The 24,693-nt window shown below is 73.4% G+C and carries 5 protein-coding genes; all 5 read right to left on the minus strand.

Annotated elements, in window-relative coordinates:
* Window positions 1–20 precede the first annotated feature (20 nt).
* The 5 genes from U8525_RS16375 to U8525_RS16395 are packed head-to-tail and all read right to left on the minus strand — an operon-like array spanning window position 21 to window position 24,076.
* Window positions 21–4,613: a beta-ketoacyl synthase N-terminal-like domain-containing protein gene (locus tag U8525_RS16375; RefSeq protein WP_374266640.1), complete on the minus strand. Its 4,593-nt coding sequence runs from the start codon at window positions 4,611–4,613 to the stop codon at window positions 21–23.
* Window positions 4,606–7,929, minus strand: coding sequence for an amino acid adenylation domain-containing protein (locus U8525_RS16380; RefSeq protein WP_374266642.1), 3,324 nt, complete (start codon window positions 7,927–7,929; stop codon window positions 4,606–4,608). The genes U8525_RS16375 and U8525_RS16380 overlap by 8 nt, the downstream gene beginning before the upstream one ends.
* A 2-nt stretch (window positions 7,930–7,931) precedes the next feature.
* On the minus strand, window positions 7,932–13,898 hold the full coding sequence (locus U8525_RS16385; protein WP_374266644.1) for a beta-ketoacyl synthase N-terminal-like domain-containing protein: 5,967 nt from the start codon (window positions 13,896–13,898) through the stop codon (window positions 7,932–7,934).
* 39 nt (window positions 13,899–13,937) lie between these two features.
* Window positions 13,938–18,596 carry an SDR family NAD(P)-dependent oxidoreductase gene (locus U8525_RS16390; RefSeq protein ID WP_374266646.1) on the minus strand — a complete coding sequence of 1,553 codons (4,659 nt, stop codon included), beginning with the start codon at window positions 18,594–18,596 and terminating at the stop codon, window positions 13,938–13,940.
* A gap of 44 nt (window positions 18,597–18,640) precedes the next feature.
* The gene (locus tag U8525_RS16395) at window positions 18,641–24,076 is read right to left on the minus strand and encodes an amino acid adenylation domain-containing protein (RefSeq protein ID WP_374266648.1); all 5,436 of its coding nucleotides are present in this window, start codon (window positions 24,074–24,076) and stop codon (window positions 18,641–18,643) included.
* Between the last annotated feature and the right edge of the window lie 617 nt (window positions 24,077–24,693).

Consider the following 24,693-nt stretch of genomic DNA (forward strand, 5'->3'; position numbering starts at 1 on the left):
GCCGGCGTTCCTCAAGGGGCTCAGCCCTGCTCCAGCTCCGCGAGCATGGCTTCCAGGGCTTCGGGGTCGAGCTGGGCGGCGCTCGCCTCCACGATGGCCACCGTCATCACCTCCACGGTGGGGGACTCGAAGAGGGCGCGCATGGACAGCTCGACCTGGAAGGTCTCGCGGATGCGCGACAGGAGCTGCACGCCCAGGAGCGAGTGGCCGCCCAGCTCGAAGAAGTTGTCGGTGATGCCCACCGACTCCACGCCCAGCAGGTCCTGCCAGAGGGCGGCGACCTTCTCCTCGGTCTCGTCGCGCGGGGCGACGAAGGCGTTGGCCAGCGGGGGCCGCGGGTGCTTGCCGCTGGCGCCGCCGCCCGCGCGGGTGGCGGCGGTGCCTTCGCGCGCCACCTGACGCCGCGCCTCCAGCGAGCCCAGGGACGCGAGGAAGCGCCCCCCGGTGGGCTGGGTGAGCAGCGCGCTGAGGAGGCGGAAGCCCTCGGCGGGGGAGATGACGGCGTCGGGCCGGAAGCCCTCGCCCACGCCCCACACGTCCCAGTCCACGGTGTACCAGCGGGCGCCGCCCAGCCGGGCCTGGCGGGTCGCCACCGCGTCCATGCCGGCGTGCGCCGCCGCCACCGCGCTGACCGCCATGCCGCCCAGCACCACGGTGAGGGAGGACTGCACCACGACGAAGTCCGGACGCCGCGACGACAGGGCCTCCGCGAGCTGCGTGAGGCCCCCCAGGCGGCCGGCCAGCAGCGGGGTGGTGGACTCGGGCGTGGACTCGGCCACGGAGATGCGGGTGGCCATGCCGCCGTCGCCCGCCGTGTAGAAGACGCCGTCGATGCGGCCGAGCTTCGCCTCCGCGACCTGGAGCGCCTTGTCCAGCTGACCCGGAGCGCCCGCGTCCGCGCGCAGCGCCAGCACCTGCGCGCCCGCGCGCTCCAGCGCGCGCAGCCGGTCGATGGCCCTGGACGTCGCGTCCTGCGCGTCATGGCCCGCGCGCCACGCGTCCCACTCCTCGGGGGCGGGCAGCGTGCGGCGCGACAGCAGCACGAGCTTCGGCTTCACCGCCTGCGCGAGCTGCTCCGCGAGCGCGAGCCCCACGCGGCCCAGGCCACCGACGATGACGTAGACGCCGCCGTCCTTGAGTCCGCCCCGGGCGGAGCCACCGGACATGGCGCCCGTGGGCGCGCCCTGCGCCTCGGTGCCGGTGCCCGCGGCGACCGGGACGTCGATGGCCTCGAACGCCTCGACGTGCCGGTATGGGCCGCGCAGCGCGACCACCTCGTCCCTGCCGGTGGCCAGCTCCGCCACCAGCCGCTCCAGCCACGGGCCCGACGCGGACTCGTCCGGCGCGGGCCAGGTGACGTCGACGGCGCGCACGGCGAGGCCGGGGTACTCCTGCGGCAGCACGCGGCTGGCGCCCACGGCGGCCGACTGCCAGGGCAGCAGCGGCTCCTCGCCCGTGACGTCCTGGGCGCCAGTGGTCACCACGTCCAGCGCCACGGGCGTCTTCGCCGCGCCCGGACCCACCGCCCTCGCCAGCGCGAGCAGCCCGTGGAACGACGTCGCGAGCCCCGACTCCAGGTCGCGCGGCTCCCTCACCAGCGGCCACAGGTACGCGATGTGCTCGGGCGTCCACGCCTCGCCGCGCAGGCGCTCCAGGTGCTCCCCCAGCGCGTCCGGGGTGGCGGGATCCACGGCGAACCGTTTCGTCACCGGGTCCGACGCGCCCTGGCCCGCCACGAGCGACACCACGTCCGCGCCCGCCTGGCGCAGCCGCTCCGCCACGCGCGCGGCCACCGGCGTGTCCGCCTCCAGCACCAGCCAGCGCTGGCCGGCCAGCGACGGCACCCGCGGCGAGGCCCGCGTGCGCGGCCACGCGGGCACGGTCAGCTCCACCCCCTGCGCCGCGCCGGCCCGCGCGGCGACAGGGGCGCGCGGCAGCGCGGGCGGCGGGCCCTTGAGCAGGTCGTAGCGCTCGCGCTGGAAGGGGTAGGCGGGCAGGGGGACGCGGCGGCGGGGCTCGCCCTTGTAGACGCGGCCGGCGGTCGTCTTCGCGCCCGCGAGCCACAGCCTCGCGAACGCGTCCGCGGCGTGCGTGAGCGCGTCCTGCTGCGCGTCGCGCGGCGACGGCAGCGTCGTGAGGATGGCCGGGAAGGTGCCCTCCTGCGCGTTGCGGCGCACCAGCGTGGCCAGCGCGTTGCCGGGGCCGACCTCCAGGAAGACGTGCTCGGGGTCGTTCAACAGCAGCGTCGCCGAGTCCTGGAAGCGCACGGCGTCGCGCAGGTGGCGGGCCCAGTACGCCGGGCTCACCGCGTCCTCGCGCGTCACCCAGGTGCCGGTGACGTTGGACAGGTAGAGGTCCTTCGGCTCCTTGCGCGCGACCTTCGCCACCGCCTGGCGGAACTCCTCCACGATGGGGTCCATCATGTGGGAGTGGAACGCGTGCGAGGTGTGCAGCCGCGACACCTCCACCTGCCGCGCCTCCAGCTTCGCCTGGAGCGCGTCCACCGCGTCCGAGGGGCCGGCCACGACGGTGAAGCCCGGCGCGTTCACCGCCGCCACGGAGATGCGCGCGTCCAGCAGCGGCGCCAGCGCCTCCGGCGTCATCCGCACGGACAGCATGGCGCCCGCGGGCAGCGACTGCATCAGCCGGCCGCGCGTGGCCACCAGCGCCAGCGCGTCGTCCAGGCTGAACACGCCGGACAGGCACGCGGCCACGTACTCACCGATGCTGTGGCCCACCATCGCCTGCGGCGTCACGCCCCAGGACGCCCACAGCTTCGCCAGCGCGTACTCGATGACGAACAGCGCGGGCTGCGTGAGGGACGTCTGCTTGAGCTGCTCGGTGGCCTTCTCGCGCCCGTCGGCGGGCGGGTAGAGCACCGCGCGCAGGTCCAGCCCCAGGTGCGGCTCGAGCTTCTGCGCGCAGGCGTCCACCTCCGCGCGGAAGGCGGGCTCCTGCTCGTAGAGGCCCCGGCCCATGTCCACGTACTGCGAGCCCTGGCCGGAGAAGAGGAACACCACCGGCCGGCGCGTGTTGGTGCCGGAGCCGCCCAACAGCCGCCGGGCGTCCCGCAGCGCCGCCTTCGCGTCCGCCACGTCCTTCACCACCACCGCGCGGCGGTGCTCGTGCGCGTGGCGTCCCACCTGGAGCGTGTAGGCCACGTCCGCGAGGGACACGCTCGGGTGCGCGTCCAGGTGCGCGGCCAGCCGCTCCGTCGCCGCGTCCAGCGCCGCGGGCGTGCGGGCGGACAGGGGCAGCAGGTGCCACGCGCGGCGCGACGGCGCGGGGGCGGCCGGCTTCGGGGCCTCCTCCAGGATGACGTGCGCGTTGGTGCCGCCGATGCCGAAGGCGCTCACGCCCGCGCGGCGCGGCCCGTGGGGGGACGTCCACGGCCGGGGCTGCGAGGGCACGAAGAAGGGCCCCGCGTCGAAGTCGATGACGGGGTTGGGCTGCTGGAAGTGGGGGCTCGCGGGGATCTCGCCGTGCTCCATGGCGAGCACCGTCTTCACCACGCCCGCGATGCCGGCCGCCGCGTCCAGGTGGCCGATGGCCGCCTTGAGCGAGCCCAGCGCCACGCGCTGCTGGCCCGTCTCCTTGCCGCCGAAGGCCTGGTTGAGCGCGGCCACTTCAATCGGGTCGCCCAGCGGGGTGCCCGTGGCGTGGGCCTCCACGTACTGGATGTCGTCCGGGGTGACGCCGGAGATGGCCAGGGCCTCCGCGATGACCGCGGCCTGGCCCTCCACGCTGGGCGCGGTGAAGCCCACCTTGCCCGCGCCGTCGTTGTTCACCGCCGTGCCCAGCAGCACGCCGTGGACGGTGTCGCCGTCCTTCAGCGCGTCCGACAGGCGCTTGAGCACCACCACCGCCGCGCCCGCGCCGCGCACCGTGCCGTTGGCCTTCGCGTCGAACGCGCGGCAGTAGCCGTCCGGCGAGAAGATCATCCCCTCCTGGTAGAGGTAGCCCGCCGCCTGCGGGAAGGACACGGATGCGCCGCCCGCGAGCGCCATGTCGCTCTCGCCGGACAGCAGGCTCTGGCACGCCAGGTGGAGCGCCACCAGCGAGCTGGAGCACGCCGTCTGCACCGTCGCGGAGGGGCCGCGCAGGCCCAGGCGGTGGGACACGCGCGTCGCCACGTAGTCCTTGTCGTTGGCCAGCATCACGCCGAACGAGCCCGCAGCGTCCATCAGGTCCGGCTGCCGCATCAGCGCGCGCAGCAGGTACGAGCTGAGGCTCACGCTCGCGTAGACGGCCACCGCGCCCTTGAAGCGGCCCGGGTCGTAGCCGGCGTTGTCCAGCGACTCCCACGCGCACTCCATGAAGATGCGCTGCTGGGGGTCCATCAGCTCCGCCTCGCGCGGGCTGTAGCCGAAGAGGCCCGCGTCGAAGTCCGTCGCGCCCTCCAGCACGTAGCTGGAGCGCACCCACTGCGGGTGGGCGCGCAGGGCCTGCGGGACGCCCGCCTCGTCCAGCTCCGCGTCCGTGGGCACGCGGCGCGCGTCGCCGCCACGGCGGAGCATCTCCCAGAAGCCCTCCAGCGTCTGCGCACCCGGGAAGCGGCCCGACAGGCCGACGATCGCGATGCGCTCCTCGCCACCACCCACTGCGTCACTCATCCGCGTCTCCATCCGTTTCCACCCGACCGCGCGAGGCCGCCGCGCGGCGGTTGACCGTGCGTCGCGCCTCGGCACGGGAGCGGCCCGCCTGCGCCGCGTCCTCCGAGGGCGTGTCCTCCCGGCGCGACAGCCGCGCCGCCAGCGCCCGCACGGTGGGGTACTGGAAGAGGTCCGTGAGCGCCAGCGTCACGCCCAGCTCCGCCGTCAGCCGGCGGTGGAGCTGGAGCGCGAGCAGCGAGTTGCCGCCCAGCTCGAAGAAGGGGTCATCCAGGCCCACCCGCTCCACGTGGAGCAGGTCCCTCCAGGCCTGGGCGAGCTGCTGCTCGATGGCCGTCCCCGGCGCCACGAAGGGACGGGACGGATCCGCGCCGCCGGCCTCCGGCGCGGGCAGCGCCTTGCGGTCCGCCTTGCCGTTGGGGCTGAGCGGCATGCGCTCCAGCACCACGATGTTGGAGGGGACCATGTACTCGGGCAGCCGCTCCAGCAGGTAGGCGCGCAGCGCCGCGCCCTCCGGCTTCGCGTCCTTGCCGGTGACGTAGGCCACCAGCCGCTTCTGGCCCGGCCGGTCCTCGCGCGCGAGCACCACCGCCTGGCGCACCGTGGGGTGCTTCTCCAGCGAGGACTCGATCTCCCCCAGCTCGATGCGCAGGCCGCGGAGCTTCACCTGGAAGTCCGCGCGGCCCAGGTACTCCAGCTCGCCGTCCGGGAGCCACCGCGCCACGTCGCCCGTGCGGTACATGCGCGCGCCCGGCGCCGTCGCGTACGGGTCCGGGAGGAAGCGCTCCGCGGTGAGCGAGGGCCGCGCCAGGTAGCCGCGCCCCACCTGCACGCCGCCGATGTAGAGCTCGCCCGCCGCGCCCTGGGGCACCGGCTGGAGCTCCGCGTCCAGGATGCGGAGCTGGGTGTTGTCCACCGGCCGGCCAATGGGCACGGAGCGGCGGCCGTCGTGGGCCCTGCACGCGTGGAACGTCACGTCCACCGCGGCCTCGGTGGGGCCGTAGAGGTTGTGCAGCCCCGCGCCGGGCAGCGTGCGCAGGCACAGCTCCTTCAGCTCCAGGGGCAGCGCCTCGCCGCTGCACACCACGCGCTTGAGCGACGCGCACTCCGCCACGCCCGGCTCGTCCAGGAAGGCCTGGAGCATGGAGGGCACGAAGTGCAGCGTGGTGACGGACGCGGAGGCGATCAGCGCCTTGAGGTAGCCCGGGTCCTGGTGCCCGCCGGGCTTCGCGACCACCAGCTTCGCCCCCGTCATCAGCGGCCAGAAGAACTCCCAGACGGACACGTCGAAGCTGAAGGGCGTCTTCTGGAGCACCACGTCCTGGGGCGTGAGCCGGTAGGCGGACTGCATCCACAAGAGGCGGTTCACCACCGGGCCGTGCGCGTTCATCGCGCCCTTGGGGCGGCCCGTGCTGCCGGACGTGAAGATGATGTACGCCAGCGAGTCCGGCGTCGCGGTGGGCGCGGGCGCGGTGGTGGGCTCGCGGGCGAGCTCCTCCCAGCCCGTGTCCAGCTTCACCACCTTCGCGTCCGACGCGGGCAGCCGCGCCAGCAGCCGCTCCTGCACCAGCAGCACCGGCGGCCGCGCGTCCTCCAGCATCCAGCCCAGGCGCTCCTGCGGATAGCCCGGGTCCAGCGGCACGTACGCGCCGCCCGCCTTCAGCGTGCCCAGGAGGCCCACCACCAGCTCCAGCGAGCGCTCCACGCACAGGCCCACGCGGACCTCCGGCCCCACGCCGTGCCTGCGCAGCGCGTGCGCCAGCTGGTTCGCGCGGGCGTCCAGCTCGCGGTAGGTGAGGCGGCGGCCCTCGAACTCCAGGGCGACGGCGTCCGGCGTGCGCGCCACCTGCGCCTCGATGAGCGACGTGAGCGTCGCGTCCTTCGGGTGCGCGACGGCGGTGTCGTTCCAGTCCTTCAGCACGCGCTGGCGCTCGGCCTCGGGCAGGAGGGGCAGGTGGGAGATGGGCGCGTCCGGCCGCGCGACGACGCCTTCGAGCAGCGTCAGGTAGTGGCCCAGGAGCCGCTCCGCCGTGGAGCGCTCGAAGAGGTCGGTGCTGTACTCGGCGGTGACGCGCAGGCCCTGCGGCAGGTCCACCAGCAGGAGCGACAGGTCGTACTTCGTCGTGCCGGTGTCCACCGGCTTCGCCTCCATCACCACGCCCGGGGCCTCCAGGGCCGGCATGGGCGCGTTCTGGAGGACGAACATCACCTGGAAGATGGGCGAGTGGCTGAGGTGCCGCTCCGGCTTGAGCGCGTCCACCAGCCGCTCGAAGGGGATGTCCTGGTGCGCGTAGGCGTCCAGCGTGGACTCGTGGACGCGGTTGAGCAGCTCCTGGAACGTGGGCCTGCCGGACAGGTCCGAGCGCAGCGCCAGCATGTTCACGAACAGGCCGATGAGCCCCTCCACCTCCGCGCGCGGCCGGCCCGCGATGGGCGTGCCCACCACGATGTCGTCCTGGCCCGTGTAGCGGGACAGGAGCACGTTGAAGGCGGACAGCAGCGTCACGAAGAGCGTGCGGCCCTCGCGCTGGCCGAGCGCCTTGAGCGCCTGGGTGAGGGCGGGGGACAGGTGCATCACCTGCCGCTCGCCCCTGGAGCTCATCAGCGCCGGGCGCGGCTTGTCCTGGGGCAGATCCAGCAGCGCGTTGGGGTTGAGGCGGTTCTTCCAGTAGGTGAGCTGGCGCTCCAGCTCCGCGCCCTGGAGCCACTCCCTCTGCCACGCCGCCCAGTCCGCGTACTGCAGGGGCAGGGGCTTGAGCGGCGAGGGCTGGCCCTCCAGGCACGCGCGGTACAGCACCGCCAGCTCGTGCACGAGCACGCCCATGGACCAGCCGTCGGAGACGATGTGGTGCTGATCCACCAGCAGCACCTGCTCACCGTTGCCCAGCAGCATCAGCACCGCGCGCAGCAGCGGGCCCTGCTCCAGGCTGAAGGGCTGCTGCGCGAGCGTGACGACGCGCCGCTGGGCCTCGGCCTCGCGCTCGGTCACCGGCAGTCCCTGGAGGTCCATCACCTCCAGCGGCACCTCGCCCGTGGCGGCGATGACCTGCGCGGCGCCGCCCTCGCGCTCCTGGAAGGTGGTGCGCAGCGTGTCGTGCCGCTCCACCAGCAGGGCCAGGGCGCGGCGCAGCGCGTCCGTGTCCACCGCGCCCGTCAGGCGCACCGCGGTGGGCATGTGGAAGGCCGCGCTGCCGGGGCTCCACTTGTCCAGGAACCACATCCGCTCCTGCGCGAAGGACAGGGGCGCCTGCTTCGCGGCGGGGCGCGACTTGTCCTTCAGGAGCTGGGCCAGGCGTGCTCGCTTCTCTTCGGGCGTCATGTTCAGGCTGCGTCCTCGCCGCTGCTGCTGCCACCACCGTCACCGCCGCCCGCGTCCTCCAGGATCGCGAGCAGCTCCGCCACCTGTTCGTCCGACAGCTGGTCCATGTTCTCCAGCAGCTTCTCCGCCTCCGCCGCCGTCACCTTCTGCTTGGCGGTGGGCGTGGCCACCGGCGCGGCCACGGGGGCCTGCGCGGGCGTGGCGCCCTCCACGGAGTAGCCCAGCCGCTCGATGACCGCGTGGGTGGAGGCGTCGAAGGCGCGCGGCCACTTGATGCGCTTCCAGGACTCGCCCATCTTCTTCTCGATGCCCTGGTGCTGGAGGATGTTGGGGTCGCCCAGGCCGCCCATCATGCGGTCCTTCTTGCCGTCGTAGGGCTGGACCATGCGCTCGTCGAACTCGAGCCCCAGGAAGTGGGCCACGCCGGTCATCACCTTCGTGGGGTCCGCGACCAGGTCCTCGTAGCGCACCCAGTGGCAGCGCTCGCGGCCGATGCCGTCGAAGAAGTTGAGCAGGTTGCGGTTGGACAGGGCCCACACCGTCTCCGCCACCACGTAGGGGTCCACGTCCGCGTCGCCGAAGAGGCCGGCGGCGAAGAGGCGGTCGAAGCGCATCCGGAGGATGGACTCCATCACCGGGAGCGGGTGGCGGTAGAGGTAGATGTACTTGTTGCCCTCGAACATCCGCTCCGCGCGCTCCAGCGTCTCCACGTCCATGGCGTAGGTGGGCGTCTTGTCCACGAGCAGCCGGGGCGAGGCCCTCTCCTGCAAGCGGCGGTAGACGTCCTGCGCGGACACGTCCTCCGCGACCAGCCGGTCCACCAGCGCGGCGCCGGCGGGCGAGTCCAGCTTCTCCAGCTCCATGAGCGCCCACTGGAGGCCGCCCGTGGTCCACTCCATCTCGCTGCCGAAGCCGATGTTCTGGCGCCACTCGCGCATGCTCTCGAAGAAGAGCAGGTTCACCTCCGGCGGGCAGAACAGGCGCGGGTGCCCGGCGAGCATCACGCGGAACAGCGTGGAGCCCGCGCGCGGGCTGGAGTGCACGAACACCATGGGCGGGTTCTTCTTCGCCGTGTGGGTGCGCTGCGCGCCGGACGTCCGGGCGCGGTAGGGCTTCAGCGGATACGCGGACAGCGGCTTGTTCTCCGCGAAGCGCTGCGGGTCCTGGAGCCGGTCCATCTCCACCAGCAGGTACCTGGACAGCTCCGGGATGGACGGGTGCGCCTGCACCTCGTGCGGGTAGAGCTGGAACTTGAAGTCCTGCCGCAGGTCGTACTCCAGCTCCGCGCCCAGCGCGTGCAGGTCGTAGCCCTGGAGGCTGCCGTCGGCGGGCAGCTGCTCCACCGGGATGCGCAGGCCCTCCGAGATGTGGTGGCGCAGGTACTCGGTGAGCAGGGCGGGGCGCTCGGTGGGGAACGCGGTGCGCAGGCGCTCCGCGATGGGCTTCTCCGTGGAGGCCGCGCGCTTGCCCAGCTCCTGCTCCACGCGCCCGGCCACGCCGGCCACGGTGGGCGTCTCGAAGAGGCCGCGCAGCGACAGGTCCACCTTCAGCACCGCGTGGATGTGGTTGCGCAGCTGCGTGGCCAGCAGCGAGTGGCCGCCCAGCTCGAAGAAGTTGTCGTGGATGCCGATGCCGTCGATGCCCAGCACCTGCTCCCAGATGCCCGCGACGGTCTTCTCCAACTCCGTGCGAGGCGCGGCGTAGGGCGTGAGGATGGCGGGCCGGGCGTGCTTGCCCTTCGCCGCGTCCTTCTTGCCCTGCTCCGTCTTCGCGGCGCGAGGGCCCTGACGGCGACGCGCGGCCAGGTCCCCCGTGGAGACGGCCAGCCGGCCGCCCTCGCCGTGCGCCAGCGCGCGGCGCAGCGCCTCCAGGCCTTCGGCGGGCTGGATGGCGAACTGGGCCAGCGCGGGGGACAGCTCCGCCATGGCCTGCGCGTCCGCGAACTGCCACGCGTCCCAGTCCACGCTCAGCCACGGGTAGGCGAAGCCCTCCGTGCCCGCCTCCGCGAACGCGTCCATGAAGGCGCTGGCGGAGGCCTGCGCCACCTGGCCCAGGCCGCCCAGCACGGACGACAGCGACGACACGAGGAGGCAGAACGCGGGGCCCTCCTTGGGCAGCACCTGCGCCAGCACCCGCACGCCGTGCACCTGCGGGCGGAAGTGCCAGGCGCACTCGTCCGGGCCCGTCTCCGCGATGGTGCCCAGCGTGGCGCCCTGCATGCCGCCCGCCGCGTGGATGACGCCGTCGATGTGGCCGAAGCGCGCCACCGTCGCCTCCACCACGCCGCGCATGGACTCCACGTCGGTGAGGGACGCCGGCAGCACCAGCAGCTCCACGCCCGTGCGCTCCAGGGCCAGCGCGCGCTGGATGCGGCGGGACACCGCGTCCTGCACGCCGTGCTTCTCCACCCACGCCGTCCACTGGCCGCGGCTGGGGAAGTCCGCCGTCTCCACCAGGGTCAGCTTCGCGTGGTGCGCCGTGGCCAGCTCGGACGCCAGCGCGTGGCCGATGCCGGTGAGGCCGTCCGTGATGAGGTAGGCGCCGCCGTCGCGCAGCGCCTGCGCGCCGGCCGCCTCCAGGCGCACGGGCTCGAAGGTCTGCACCCAGCGCTGGCGGCCACGCAGGGCCACCACCGCGTCACGCGCTTCCGCGCGCAGCTCCGCGGCCAGCCGGTCCGCCACCGCGCCCGCGTCGCCGGGCACCACGTCCACGAAGCGGCAGGAGAGGTTCGGGTACTCCTGCGGCAGCACGCGCGAGGGGCCCACCAGCAGGGCCTGCTCCGGCAGCTGCGCGTCCGCCTGCTCCACGCGGGCGGAGCGGCTGGTCACCACGGACCAGGCGAGCGGCGCCAGGTGGCCCGTGTCGCCCAGGGCGCGGGCGAGGAACAGCTGGCTGTGGAAGCCCACGTCCAGCGCCCTCTCCTGGGAGACGGGCTCGCGCGACAGGCTCCACAGGTGCACCACGTTCGCGAACGCGCGGCCCTGCTTCCTCAGCGCCTCCAGCACCGCGCAGTAGTCCTCGCGGCGCGCCGGGTCCACCGTGAAGGTGCCGTCCGGGCGCTGCTCGAAGCGCGCGCCGGGGACGACGCGGAAGACGTCCCCGCCCAGCTTGGGCGCCAGGGCCTCCGCCACGCCGGTGTCGTCCGCGAGCACCAGCCACCCCGCGCCCGCCGCGTCCTTCGCGCGGGCCAGCGGCGACAGCTTCCACGAGGGCGCGTAGAACCAGTCCGCCACGTCCGGGCGCTTCGCCAGCGCCGCGGGCGCGTCCGCGCGGGCGCCACCGCCCAGGGGCCTCGCGTCGATCCAGTAGCGCTCGCGCTGGAAGGGGTAGGTGGGCAGCGGCACGCGGCGGCGCTGCTCGTGGGCCGCGAAGCCCTTCCAGTCCACCGTCACGCCGCCCAGCCACAGCCGTCCCAGCGCGCCCAGGAGCACCGGGAGGTCCGGCGTCTGCTCGCGCGGGTGGCGCGTGGAGGACGCGAGCACGCGCGCTTCCGCGCCCGGCTGCTGCCTCGCCAGCGTGGTGAGCACCGTGCCGGGGCCCACCTCCAGCAGGGCCGCCTGCGGCCACTTGCGCGACAGCTCCTGGAGGCCCGCGGAGAAGCGCACGGCCTGGCGCAGGTGCGTGGCCCAGTAGCCCGGGTCGGTCGCCTGCGCCGCCTCGATCCAGGTGCCCGTCACGTTGGACAGGAAGGGCAGGGTGGGCGCGTGGAGCTTCACCTGGCGCACGCGCTCGGTGAAGGGCGCGAGGATGGGGTCCATCATCGCGGAGTGGAACGCGTGCGAGGTGTGCAGCCGCGACACCTCCACGCCCTGCGCCTCCAGCTTCGCCTGGAGCGCGTCCACCGCGTCGGTGGGGCCCGCCACGACGGTGAAGCCCGGCGCGTTCACCGCCGCCACGCTGACGCTCGCGGGCAGCAGCGGCTTGAGCGCGGCCTCCTCCAGCTTCGCGGACAGCATGGCGCCCGAGGGCAGCCCCTGCATCAGCTTGCCGCGCGCGGCCACCAGGGCCAGCGCGTCGTCCAGGCTGAACACGCCCGCGAGGCACGCGGCCACGTACTCGCCGATGCTGTGCCCCAGCATCGCGGAGGGCTTCACGCCCCAGGCCATCCACAGCTTCGCCAGCGCGTACTCCACGGCGAAGAGCGCGGGCTGCGTCAGCTCCGTGCGCGTCAGCGCCTGCGTCGCGGCCTCCGCCCGGGAGGACTCCGGGAAGAGGACCGTGCGCAGGTCCAGGCCCAGGTGCGGCGTCAGCTTGTCCGCGCACGCGTCCAGGTGCCGCTTGAAGGTCGGCTCGGACGCGTACAGGTCGCGCGCCATGCCCACGTACTGCGAGCCCTGGCCGGGGAACAGGAAGGCCACCGGCCGCTCATGCACGTCCGGCGCGTTCGTCCACAGGCGGGGGCCGTTCTCCGCCTCCAGCGCGGCGAGCGCGTCGTCGCGGTCGCGGCACACCAGCACGCGCCGCTTCGCCATGGCCTGACGGCCCGTCTGGAGCGTGAAGGCCACGTCCGCCAGCGCCTGCGCGGGGCTCGCCTTCAGGTGCGCGGCCAGGTTCTTCGTGGCCGCGTCCAGCGCCGCGTCGCTCTTCGCGGACAGCACCAGCAGCTGCGCGGGCCGGGACGCGCCGGACGGCGGGAGGGCGGGGGCCTCCTCCAGGACGATGTGCGCGTTGGTGCCGCCCACGCCGAAGGAGCTGACGCCCGCGCGGCGCGGGTGCCTGGGGTTCGCCTGCCACTCGGCGAGCTTCGTGTTGACGAAGAACGGGCCGCCCGCGAACGGAATCTCCGGGTTCACCTCCGTCACGTGCAGGCTGGGCGGAATCTGCCGGTGCTCCAGCGTCAGCACCGCCTTGATGAGGCTGGACACGCCGGCCGCGTTGGCCAGGTGGCCGATGTTGCTCTTGAGCGAGCCCACCGGAATCCTCGGCGGGTCCGCCTTGGCCGCCGCCGAGCGGAACTTGAACGCCTTGTTGAGCGCGCGCACCTCGATGGGGTCGCCCATCTTCGTGCCGGTGCCGTGCGCCTCCAGGTAGCCGATGGTCTCCGGCGCCACGCCCGCGGCGCCCAGGGCCTCCTGGATGACCGTGGCCTGCCCCTCCACGCTGGGGGCGGTGAAGCCCACCTTCAGCGCGCCGTCGTTGTTGATGGCGCTGCCCTTGATGACGGCGTGGATGTGGTCGCCGTCGGCGATGGCGTCCGCCAGCCGCTTGAGCACCACCACGCCCACGCCGCTGCCGAACACCGTGCCCTCCGCCTTCGCGTCGAACGCGCGGCAGTGGCCGTCCGGGGACACGATGCCGCCGGGCACGAAGGGGTAGCCCTCCGGGTGCTTCACGTGCACGGACACGCCGCCCGCGAGCGCCAGGTCGCACTCTTCATTCAAGAGGCTCTGGCAGGCCGCGTGCGTGGCCACGAGCGACGTGGAGCACGCGCTGGTGATGGAGTAGCTGGGGCCGCGCAGGTTGAGCTTGTACGCGACGCGGGTGGCGAGGAAGTCGCTGCCGTTGTTCACGTCCACCTGCACCTGGTCCATGCCGCTCAGCTGGTCGAAGTTGGGGACCAGGTGGAACACCAGGTACGTGTTGGTGGCCGCGCCCGCGAACACGCCGATGGGGCCGTCGAAGCCCTCCGACGTGTGGCCCGCCTTCTCCAGCGCCTCCCACGCGCACTCCAGGAAGACGCGGTGCTGCGGGTCCATCAGCTCCGCCTCGCGGGGCGTGTAGCCGAAGAAGCCCGCGTCGAACAGCTCCATGCCGGCCAACGCGGCGCTGACCTTCACGTGGCGCGGGTCCTTGCGCAGGACGGGGTCCACGCCCAGCCTCTCCAGCTCCGCGTCGGGCACCGGCTGGATGGACTCCACGCCGTCGCGCAGGTTCTTCCAGAAGGTGTCCAGGTCGGGGGCGCCGGGGAAACGTCCGGCCATGCCGACGATGGCGATGGCCTGCGCGTCGATGTTCGATTCAGCGGACATGGGGTGTGCTCGGGCTTCGAAAGGTGGAGGGAGGGACGGCTACTCCTCGTCGGAGGCGGTGTCGCCCCGGCGGTTCGCGCGGCGCGCGCGGCGGCGCTCCCCGCGGCTGAGCGCCTCGGTCTCCTCGGGCGCGGCGTCCGTGTCCTCGGTGCCGCTGGCGGCCTTGAGCAGCTTCGCCAGCGCCCCCACGGTGGGGCCTTCATAGAGGGTGACGGCCGGCAGCGCGACGCCGAACTGCTCGCGCACGCGGGCAATCAGCTTCACGCCGACGAGCGAGTTGCCACCCAGCTCGAAGAAGTTGTCGTGCACGCCGACCTGGTCGATGCCCAGCGTCGTCTGCCAGAGGTGGGCGATCTTCTCCTCCAGCTCGTCGCGGGGCGGCACGTAGGCGTTCTGGAGCGCGGGCCGGGGCGTGGTGCCCAGGGTCGGCCCCGCCTCCTGCTTCGGCTCCGCCTGCTCCTGCGCGGCGGCCGGCTGGGCCCACTTGCGCGCGCGGGCGCGCAGGTTGCTGGTGGACACGGCCACGTGGGACACGGCGCCCAACTGGAAGAGCTGCTCGAAGGCGTCCTCGCCCTCCGCCGCGGTGATGGCCAGCGCGCCGAACGGGCTCTGCGCGCCGCCCGCGCGGGACTCGTACTGCCACGCGTCCCAGCCCACGCTCATCCACGGCACCGGCGACGTCTGCGCCTGCTTCGTGGCGAACGCGTCCATGAAGGACGTGGCCGCCGAGTACGACGCCAGGCCCAGGCCGCCCAGCACCGCCGCCAGCGACGACGACAGCACGCAGAAGTCCAGCGAGCGTCCGCGCAGCGCCTCCTCCAGCGCGTACAGCCCGCGCACGCGGCCGTGGAAGGTGTCGCGCACGTCCTCGGGGCGCGTGTCCGGGATGGCGCGGAAGAGCGCCTGGCCCACGTCACCCGCCGCGAACACCACGCCGTGCAGCGCGCCGAAGTGGGCCAGCGCCGCGTCCACCGCCTCCTTCACCTGGACCTTGTTGCCCGCGTCCACGCAGACGGTGTGCACCCGCGCGCCCAGCGCCTCCAGCTCCCGCACCTGGCGGATGCGGCGGGAGGCGGCGTCCTCCTCGCCGTGGGCCGCGAGGTGCGCGTCCCACCGCGAGCGCTCCGGCAGCGCCGTGCGGCCCGCGAGCACCAGCTTCGCCTTCGCGCGCTTCGCCAGCGACCTGGCGTGGGAGAAGCCCAGCGTGCCGAAGCCGCCGATGAGCAGGTACACGCCCCCATCGCGCAGGGGCAGCTGCGCGGCGCGCGGCGCGTCCGCGGGCACGTGCTCGAAGTGCTGGACCCAGCGGGCCCCGCCCCGGTACGCGATGACGGTCTCCAGCTTGGACGGCGTGGCGGCCTCGGACAGCAGGGCGTCCACCAGCGCCGTCTCCTGCCAGCTGCCGGACGCCGGCAGGCGCACGTCCACGGCCTTCGCGGACAGGTGGCCGTACTCCTGGGGAATCACCCGCACCGGGCCCAGCACCGTGGCCAGCTCCGGGTTCGGCGCCTCGTCGCCCAGCGCCTGCATGCGGTTCGTCACCGCGACCAGCGACACGGGGCGCGTGCCGGGCTGACGGCCCAGGGCCTGCGCCAGGGACAGCAGCCCGAGGAAGCCCTTGCCCAGCGCGGCCTCGAAGTCCGCCTCGCCGTGCGCGTCCCCCAGGCCCAGCGTGCCCAGGTGCAGCACGTGGTCCGGGGCGCGGCCCTGCGCGGTGAGCGCCTCCAGCACCGTGGCCTCGCCGCCCAGCGCGAGCGACCAGTGGTGCTCGTCGTGCTTCGCGGTGACGGCGGCCGGGGTGATGCGCACCACGTCCTGGCCGGCCTCGCCCAGCCTCAGCGCGAGCCGCGCGCCCAGGCCCTCGTGGGCGTCGTCCGGGAGCAGCAGCCACCAGGTGGCCTTCTTCTCGCTCCAGGTGCCCTGCGGCGACGGCAGCGCGCGCTGCCACGACGGCAGGTAGAACCAGCGGGCCACGGGCTGCTTCTGATCCGCGGAGGCCCACTCGGCGCGCTCGCCGTCGGCGGCGGCCTCCTTGCGCGGGTCCACCCAGTGGCGCAGGCGCTCGAAGGGGGACGTGGGCAGCGCGATGCGGCGGCGCTTCTCCGCGCCACGGAACGCGTCCCAGTCCGCCTCCACGCCCTCCAGCCACAGCCGGCCCAGCGTGGCCAGCACGTGGTCCAGGTCCGCGACCTGCTCCTTCGGGTGGCGCAGCGAGTTGAGCAGCGCGTGCTTCGCGCCCTTGTCCGGGTGCTGCCGGGCCAGCGTGACGAGCGTGTTGCCCGGGCCCACCTCCAGCAGGATGGCGTCGGACTCCTTGAGCAGCTCCGCCACGCCGTCCGCGAAGCGCACCGCGCCGCGCAGGTGCTGCGCCCAGTAGTCGGGGCTCGTGGCCTGCTCGGCCGTCACCCAGGTGCCGGTGACGTTGGACAGGTAGGGCTTCGTGGGCGCCTTCCGGGCCACCTTGCGCACCGCCTCGCGGAAGGCGTCCAGGATGGGGTCCATCATCGCGGAGTGGAACGCGTGCGAGGTGTGCAGCCGCGACGAGGCCAGGCCCTGGAGCTTCAGCGTCTCCACGAACGCGTCCACCCGCGGCGTGGGGCCCGCGACCACGCAGGTGGCCGGGCTGTTCACCGCAGCGACGGACAGGCCCTCGGGCAGCATGGGCGTGACGTGCTCCTCCGGCAGGGACACCGCGAGCATGGCGCCCGCGGGCAGCGACTGCATCAGCCGGCCGCGCGCCGCCACCAGCGCCAGCGCGTCGTCCAGGCTGAACACGCCCGCGAGGCACGCGGCCACGTACTCGCCGATGCTGTGACCCACCATCGCGTGCGGCGTCACGCCCCACGACTCCCAGAGCTTCGCCAGCGCGTACTCGATGACGAACAGCGCGGGCTGGGTGAGGCCCGTCTGCTTGAGGCGCTCGGACGCCAGCTCGCGAGCCTCCGCGGCCGGGTAGAGCACCGTGCGCAGGTCCAGGCCCAGGTGCGGCTTGAGCTTCTCCGCGCAGGTGTCCACCTGGGCGCGGAAGCCGCTCTCCGTCTCATACAGCTCGCGGCCCATGTCCACGTACTGCGAGCCCTGCCCGGAGAACATGAACATCACCGGCCGGCCGCTGTTCTCCGCGCTGCCGGAGAAGACGCGGCCCGGCGTGCGCTCCGCCAGCGCGGAGGCCAGCTCCGCGGTGGTGCGCGCCACCACCGCGCGGCGCTTGCCGAAGCGCTTGCGGCCCTGCTGGAGCGTGTGCGCCACGTCCGCCAGGTCCACGTCCGGGTTCTCGCGCAGGTGGGCGGCCAGCCGGTCCGTGGCGACCTCCAGCGAGCCCTCCGTCCGCGCCGACAACAGCACCACCTGCGCGGGCAGGCGGGCCTTATCGGTGGCGGGCAGCTCCGGCGCCTCCTCCAGGATGGCGTGCGCGTTGGTGCCGCCCATGCCCAGCGAGGTGATGCCCGCGCGGCGCGGCGTCTCCCCGCGCGGGAAGTCGCGCAGCTCCGTGTTCACGTAGAACGGGCTGTTGGGGAAGTCGCACGCGGGGTTGGGCGTCTTGAAGTTGAGGCTGGGGGGGATCTGCTTGTGGTGCAGCGTGAGGGCCGCCTTGATGAAGCCCACCGCGCCCGCCGCCGAGTCCAGGTGTCCGATGTTGCTCTTCACCGAGCCCAGCGCGCAGAAGTTCTTCTTGTCCGTGCCCTGGCGGAAGGCCTGCGTGAGCGCGGCGACCTCGATGGGATCCCCGACCTTGGTGGCCGTGCCGTGGGCCTCGATGTAGCCGATGGAGTCCGGCGCCACGCCCGCGACCGCCTGCGCCAGCGCGATGACCTCCGCCTGGCCCGCGACGGCGGGGGCCATGTAGCTGACCTTCTGCGAGCCGTCGTTGTTCACCGCCGAGCCGCGCACCACCGCGTAGACGGTGTCGCCGTCCTTGAGCGCGTCCGACAGGCGCTTGAGCGCGACCACCGCCGCGCCGTGGCCCGCGACGAAGCCCTCGGCCTCCGCGTCGAAGGTGTGGCAGTGGCCGTCCGGCGCCGTGGTGCCGCCCTCGTGGTACAGGTAGCCCGCCTTCTCCGGGAAGTGGATGGACACGCCGCCGGCCAGGGCCATGTCGCACTCGAACGACAGGAGGCTCTGGCAGGCGTAGTGGATGCAGGTGAGCGACGTGGAGGACGAGGACTGGACCGTGACGGCCGGGCCCTTCAGGTCCATGCGGTACGCGACCTCCGTCGTGAGGCTGTCCTTGTCGTTGCCGATGGACGCCTGGAGGCTCTCCACGCCCGCGACGTGCGCCAGGTGCGAGTACAGGTTGGAGAGCAGGTACGTGTTCATGCTCATGCCGCCGAACACGCCCACGCGGCCGGGCTGGCGCTCCGGGCTGTAGCCGGCGCTCTCCATGGCCTCCCACGCGCACTCCAGGAAGACGCGGTGCTGCGGGTCCATCAGCGCGGCCTCGCGGGGGTTCATCCCGAAGAAGGCCGCGTCGAACAGGTCCGTGTCGCCCAGCGTGCCGCGGGCCTTCACGTAGTTGGGGGCGCGCACCAGGGCGGGGTCGGCGCCCTCCGCGATGAGCTCCTCGTCGGTGAAGAAGGTGATGCTCTCCACGCCGCCGGTGAGGTTCTTCCAGAACTCGGCGATGGTCTTCGCGCCGGGCAGGCGGCCGCCCAGGCCGATGACCGCGATGCCATCCACATCAGGAGTGTCAGTGCTCATGGAGCCGTCCTTCGAAATCTGGGGGTGTGCCTGAAAGTCGCTGGTTACTTGCCACGGCCGCGCGCCTGCTGACGCCGCGCCTGGGCGGCCCGGCGGCGCTCCGCCTCGTCCTTGATCTTCTGGGCGGCCGCGCCCGAGTCCTCGCCCTTGTTCGCCAGGTGCTGGGCCAGCGCGCTCACCGTGGTGAACTTGAACATGTCCACCAGCGCGAGGTCCGCGCCCAGCTCCTCGCGCAGCCGCCGGTGGGCCTGCGCGATGAGCAGCGAGTTGCCCCCCAGCTCGAAGAAGTTGTCGTTGAGGCCGACGCGCTCCACCTTGAGCACCGCCTGCCAGATGGCCGCCACGCTGCGCTCCACCGCGCTCTGCGGCTGGGCGTAGGCGACGCCGGAGGCGAGGCGCGCCCCTTCCGGCGCGGGCAGCGCCTTCGCGTCCACCTTGCCGTTGGGCGACAGGGGCAGCGCGGACAGCGGCACGTACGCGGACGGCAGCATGTACGGCGGCAGCGCCTCCGCGAGGAAGGTGTTCAGGTCCGAGTGCGTGGGCGCGGGCTCGCCCAGCACCACGTAGGCCACCAGGCGCCTGTCGCCGGGCGAGTCCTCGCGCGCCATCAGGAACGCGTCCTTCACGGCCGGGTGGCGGCGCACGGCGGCCTCCACCTCACCCAGCTCGATGCGGAAGCCGCGGATCTTCACCTGGTCATCCGCGCGGGACAGGAACGTGAGCACTCCGTCCGGCAGCCAGCGCGCGCGGTCGCCCGTGCGGTACAGGCGCTCGCCGGCGTGGAACGGGTCGGCGATGAAGCGCTCGGAGGTCAGCTCCGGCCGCTTCCAGTACCCGCGCGCCACGCCCAGGCCGCCCACGTACAGCTCGCCGGGGACGCCCACGGGCAGCAGGTTGCGCTCCGCGTCCAGCACGTACACGTCCGTGTTGATGACGGGCCGGCCGATGGGCACCCACGCGTGGCCCTGGAGGTCCTCCACCGCCATGCGGTGGTAGGTGGAGCACACGGTGGTCTCCGTGAGGCCGTAGCCGTTCACCACCGGCACGGCGGCGAGCAGCTTCTCCACGTCGCTGGCCACCAGCGCCTCGCCGCCGGAGAGCACCAGCTTGAGCGGCGGCAGCTGCTCCAGGCGCGCGTTGAGCCCGGCGATGACCGCGGGCACCGTGCTCACGATGGTGACGGTGTGGCGGGTGATGAGCTGGAAGAGCTTCTCCTGATCGAGGATCTCCTCCTCGGTGGGCAGCACCAGCGCGCCGCCCGTGCACAGGAGCGGGAGGATCTCCCCCACGAAGCTGGCCGAGGCCACCGACGTGAGCGGCAGCATCCGGTCCGCCTCCCCGGGCGCGTAGGACTCCACGAACGAGCGGACGAGGTTCGCCAGGCCCCCGTGCTCCAGCATCACGCCCTTGGGCTGGCCGGTGGAGCCGGAGGTGTAGACGAGGCACGCCAGGTCCCCGGCCGCCACGGCCGCGGCGGGCGCGGCGGACAGCGCGCCGTCCAGCGGCTGGTCCACGAACAGCGTGCGCGCGGACGCGCCGGCGGGCAGCGTGCGCTGGAGCCAGGACTGGGTGAGGAGCACCGGCGCCTGCGTGTCGCCCAGGATGAAGGCCACGCGCTCGGAGGGGTAGGCCGGGTCGATGGGCACGTACGCCGCGCCCGTGGCCAGCACGGCCAGCACGGACACCAGCGTCTCCACCGAGCGCTCCAGGCAGATGCCCACGACGTCGCCCGGCTTCACGCCCGCGCCGCGCAGCCACGCGGCCAGCTGACCCGCGCGCGCCTCCAGCTCGCGGTAGGTGAGCCGCGCGTCCTTGAAGAGGACCGCGACGTGGTCCGGCGTGCGCGCCACCTGCGCCGCGAAGCGCGCGGGCAGCATGTCCGCCTGCGTGAGCGGCACGCGCGGGCCCCTCCAGGTCTCCAGGAGCTGCCGCTGTTCGGCCGGCGTGAGCAGCGGCAGGCCCGCGAGCGCGCGGCCCGGCTGCGCGGCGATGCCGGACAGGAGCGTGGCCAGGTGCCCGGCCATGCGCTCGATGGTGTCGGCCTCGAAGAGGTCGGTGTTGTACTCGAAGGAGGCCACCAGCTCGCCGTCCGCCTCGCCCATGGTGAGCGTGAGGTCGAACTGCGCGCCGCCGTGCGACAGCACCAGCGACTCGATGGGCAGGCCCGCCACGGTGGACTTCGCGCCCGGGATGTCCAGGGCGAAGGGCGTGAGGCCGCGCTCGTCCAGCTTGGAGGCGCGCTGGTAGACGAACATCACCTGAAACAGCGGCGAGCGGCTCTGGTCGCGCACCGGCTGCAGCCGGTCCACCAGCGCGCTGAAGGGGTAGTCCTGGTGCTCGAGCGCGCCCAGCATGGTCTGGCGCGTCTGGGCGAGGTAGTCCGTGAACGACAGGGTGGGGGCCGGCCGCGTGCGCACCACCAGCGGGTTGACGAAGTAGCCCGTGATGCCCGCCAGCTCCGCGCGGCCGCGGCCCGCGCTCACCACGCCCAGCGTGAAGTCCTGCTGGCCGGTGTAGCGGTGCAGCAGCACCTGGAACGCCGTCTGGAGCACCATGTTCGGCGTGGCGCCGTGGTCGCGCGCCAGCGCCTTCACCGCGCTCGTGACGTGCGCGTCCAGCCGGGTGGTGTGGACGCGGCCGTTGAAGGTCTGCGCGGGGGGACGCGGGTGGTCCGTGGGCAGGTCCAGCACCGGCGGCGTGCCGGACAGCTGCTCGCGCCAGTACTTCTCCAGCGCCTGGCCGCGAGCGCCCGCGAGCATCTCCGCCTGCCAGCGCGCGTAGTCCGCGTAGGTGCGCGCGGGCCGCGAGAGCGCGGGCTGCTGGCCCAGCTTGAGCGCCGGGTAGAGCGCGTCCAGCTCCTCCGCCATCACCGCCAGCGACCAGAAGTCGGTGACGATGTGGTGCATCGCGATGAGCAGCGCGTGGTCCTCCGCGGACCGCGACACCAGCCGCACGCGCAGCAGCGGCCCCTTCTCCAGGTCGAAGGGGCGGCGGGCCTCGGCGGACAGGTGCTCCGCCACCTGCGCGTCGCTCCAGCCCCGCGCGTCGGTGGCGGCGAAGTCCAGCGGCAGCTCCGCGTGCACGCGCTGCACGGGGCCGGTGGCCGCCATGACGAACGTGGTGCGCAGGGCGGGGTGGCGGGCCACCAGCGCCTCGAAGGCGCCCCTCAGCGCGGCGGCGTCCAGCCCCGCGCGCACGCGCACCGCGACGGGCACGTGGTAGGCCGCGCTGTCCGGCGCGAGCTGGTGCATGAACCACAGCGCCTGCTGGCCGCCGGACAGGGGCGCGTCACCGGTGGCGGACGTGGCGGCCACCGCGCTCGACGCCCGCTGGGACGGGGGCGCCGACATCAGCGTCACCACGACCTCCGCCAGCTTCGACAGCGACACGCCCTGGAGCACGTCCGACAGCGGCAGGTCGATGCCCAGCCCCGCGTCCACCGCGCTCTTGAAGTCCACCGCCATCAGCGAGTCCACGCCGTAGGCGTGCAGCGGCTTCTGCGCGTCCACCTGCGCGGTGGGCAGGCGCAGCACCTGCGCGGCCTGCTCCTGGAGGAACACCGCCACCATGGCCCGGCGCGCGGTGGGGTCCTGCACCGCCGCCAGCATCTTCTGGAGCATGCTCGTGTCCGGGCCCACGGGCGCGGCTTCCGCGGTGGCCTCGGGCGCCTTCACGGGCTCGGGCGCCGGGGCGGGCGCCGCGGCGACGACGCTCTTGTGCAGCGCCTCCAGCGTGTCCGCGACGTACTCCGCGCGGGTGGCGAAGCGCTGGATCTTGCCGCTGGACGTCTTCGGGATGGCGCCGGGCCCCAGCAGCACCACGCCCTGGGCCTGGAGGTCGTGCCCGGCCGCGACGGCCTGCCGGATGCCCTGCGCCAGCGCGTCCAGGTCCACGCCGTCGCGCTCCACCGCGCGGCGGTCCACCTCCGTCACGACGACCAGGCGCTCCTCGTCGTCCTGCTCGATGGAGAACGCCGCCGTGCAGCCGGGGCGGATGGCGGGGTGGGCGGACTCCACCGTGCGCTCGATGTCCTGCGGGTAGTGGTTGCGCCCGCGGATGATGATCAGGTCCTTCAGGCGGCCCGTGACGAACAGCTCGCCGTCCGCGAGGAAGCCCAGGTCGCCCGTGCGCAGGAACGGCGTCGGGTCCCCCGTGCCGGCCAGCGGCTGCTGGAAGGTGGCCCGCGTCTGCTCCTCGCGGCCCCAGTAGCCCTGCGCGATGCTGGGCCCGGCGACGCGGATCTCGCCCACCTGGCCCGCCGGCAGCGGCGCGCCCGTCTCCGGATGCGCGATGACCAGGCGCTGATCCGCGAGGTTGCGGCCGGAGCCCACCAGCGTCTGGGCGCCGGGGCTCGCCGCCTCCTTCGCCACCACGCGGTTCTCCTTCAGCGCGCCCGCGTCCACGGTGCGCTGCACCGGCAGCTCGCGCTTGTCACCGCCCGAGGCGATGAGCGTGCCCTCCGCGAGCCCGTAGCACGGGTAGATGGCCTCCGAGCGGAAGCCCTGCGGCCCGAACGCCTCCGCGAAGCGCCGGAGCGTCTCCGGCATGATGGGCTCCGCGCCGTTGAAGGCCAGGTCCCACTGGCTCAGGTCCAGCTTCGCCCGCTCCTCCGGCGTGGACTTGCGCACGCACAGGTCGAACGCGAAGTTGGGGCCGCCGCTCGTGGTGGCCTTGTAGCGGGAGATGGCCTCCAGCCAGCGCATGGGGCGCTTGAGGAAGTCCACCGGCGAGAACAGCGTCACCGGGAAGCCGCCATACAGCGGCTGGAGGATGCCGCCGATGAGCCCCATGTCGTGGTACGGCGGCAGCCAGATGACGCCCTGGCTCCTGTCCGAGTGCCCGAAGCACGAGTGGATCAGCTTCGAGTTGTGCAGCAGGTTGCCGTGCGTCAGCACCACGCCCTTGGGCGACGACGTGGAGCCGGACGTGTACTGGAGGAACACCCGCGTGTCCGTCGCCACGCCGGGGTCCTTCCAGCCTTCGGCGACCTCCGCGTCCAGCGTGTCCGTGGCGATCCAGTGCAGCTCCCGCAGCTCCGGCGCCTGCTCGAAGAGCATCTCCCCCATGCCGTAGATGAAGTCGGTGGTGAGGGCGATGGTGGCCTGCGCGTCCTGGCTGATGGCCAGCAGGCGCGGCAGCGTGCGCGCCAGGCGCATGGGGTCCGGCGGGTAGATGGGGACGGCGATGACGCCCGCGTACAGACAGCCGAAGAACCCGGCGATGTAGTCCAGCCCGGGCGGGTACAGGAGCAGCGCCCGCTGCCCCTGGGCGCCGCGCGCCTGGAGCGCCGCCGCGATGGCGCGGGCCTTCTGATCCAGCTCCGCGTAGGTCAGGTGCGCTTCGTCCGTCTCGCCGTCCAGCAGGAACGTAAAACCGCGGCGGTCTCCCTGGGTGCTCGCGCGGACGCGCAGCAATTCAACCAGGGTGGAAAAAGCAAAGTCGGGGGCCGGGGAAGAACCGGGCAGGGTTCCAATGGACATCGACGCGACTCCTGGGAGGCGGGGTGTTCCGTGCACGGGGGGCACGGAGACGCGGATTCAGGGGCCGGGGGCGGCGGTCTCCCGGCGAGACAGGGTTTCAAGAGGTCAGTCGCAAACAGCACCCGCCGTGAAGGGGCGTTGTCTCGCGCATGTATCGCCTGGCGCGTGCGCTAGCAATCCCCCCCCACCCACATTGGAGCCATGCCGGGCCTCGGGCACGGCGGGGGCTCGTGAATCAGGCGAGGAGCAGGGGGCGGATTTCATGGTGACGGAATTCGGAGAGCGTCTGGGCCGGCGGTCACTTCATCGCGAACAGGGGCACATTCAAATGACCCCCAAGGTCGGAAACCCGGGGACCTCCCCTGTTCGCGGGAAATGGCGCGCGGCGACCGTCTAAACGTGACACATCGGATCATGCGACGGGAACACGCGGAGTGTATGGGTCCACCCCCGCTGGCCCCTCCCAACACCATGACGCTCCGTGAATCGTGTCTGTGTCTGTGAATTGCAGGCGAAAATAGGATTCCTTGGATTTGTCTGGAGAGTGTTTGAGGAGGATACGGGGTGGGTCCGACATGTCCCTGCGCGCTCTTGCCGCACGGGGGGCCCTGGACGCG

The organism is Corallococcus sp. RDP092CA, from assembly GCF_041903675.1.
Classification (GTDB): domain Bacteria; phylum Myxococcota; class Myxococcia; order Myxococcales; family Myxococcaceae; genus Corallococcus.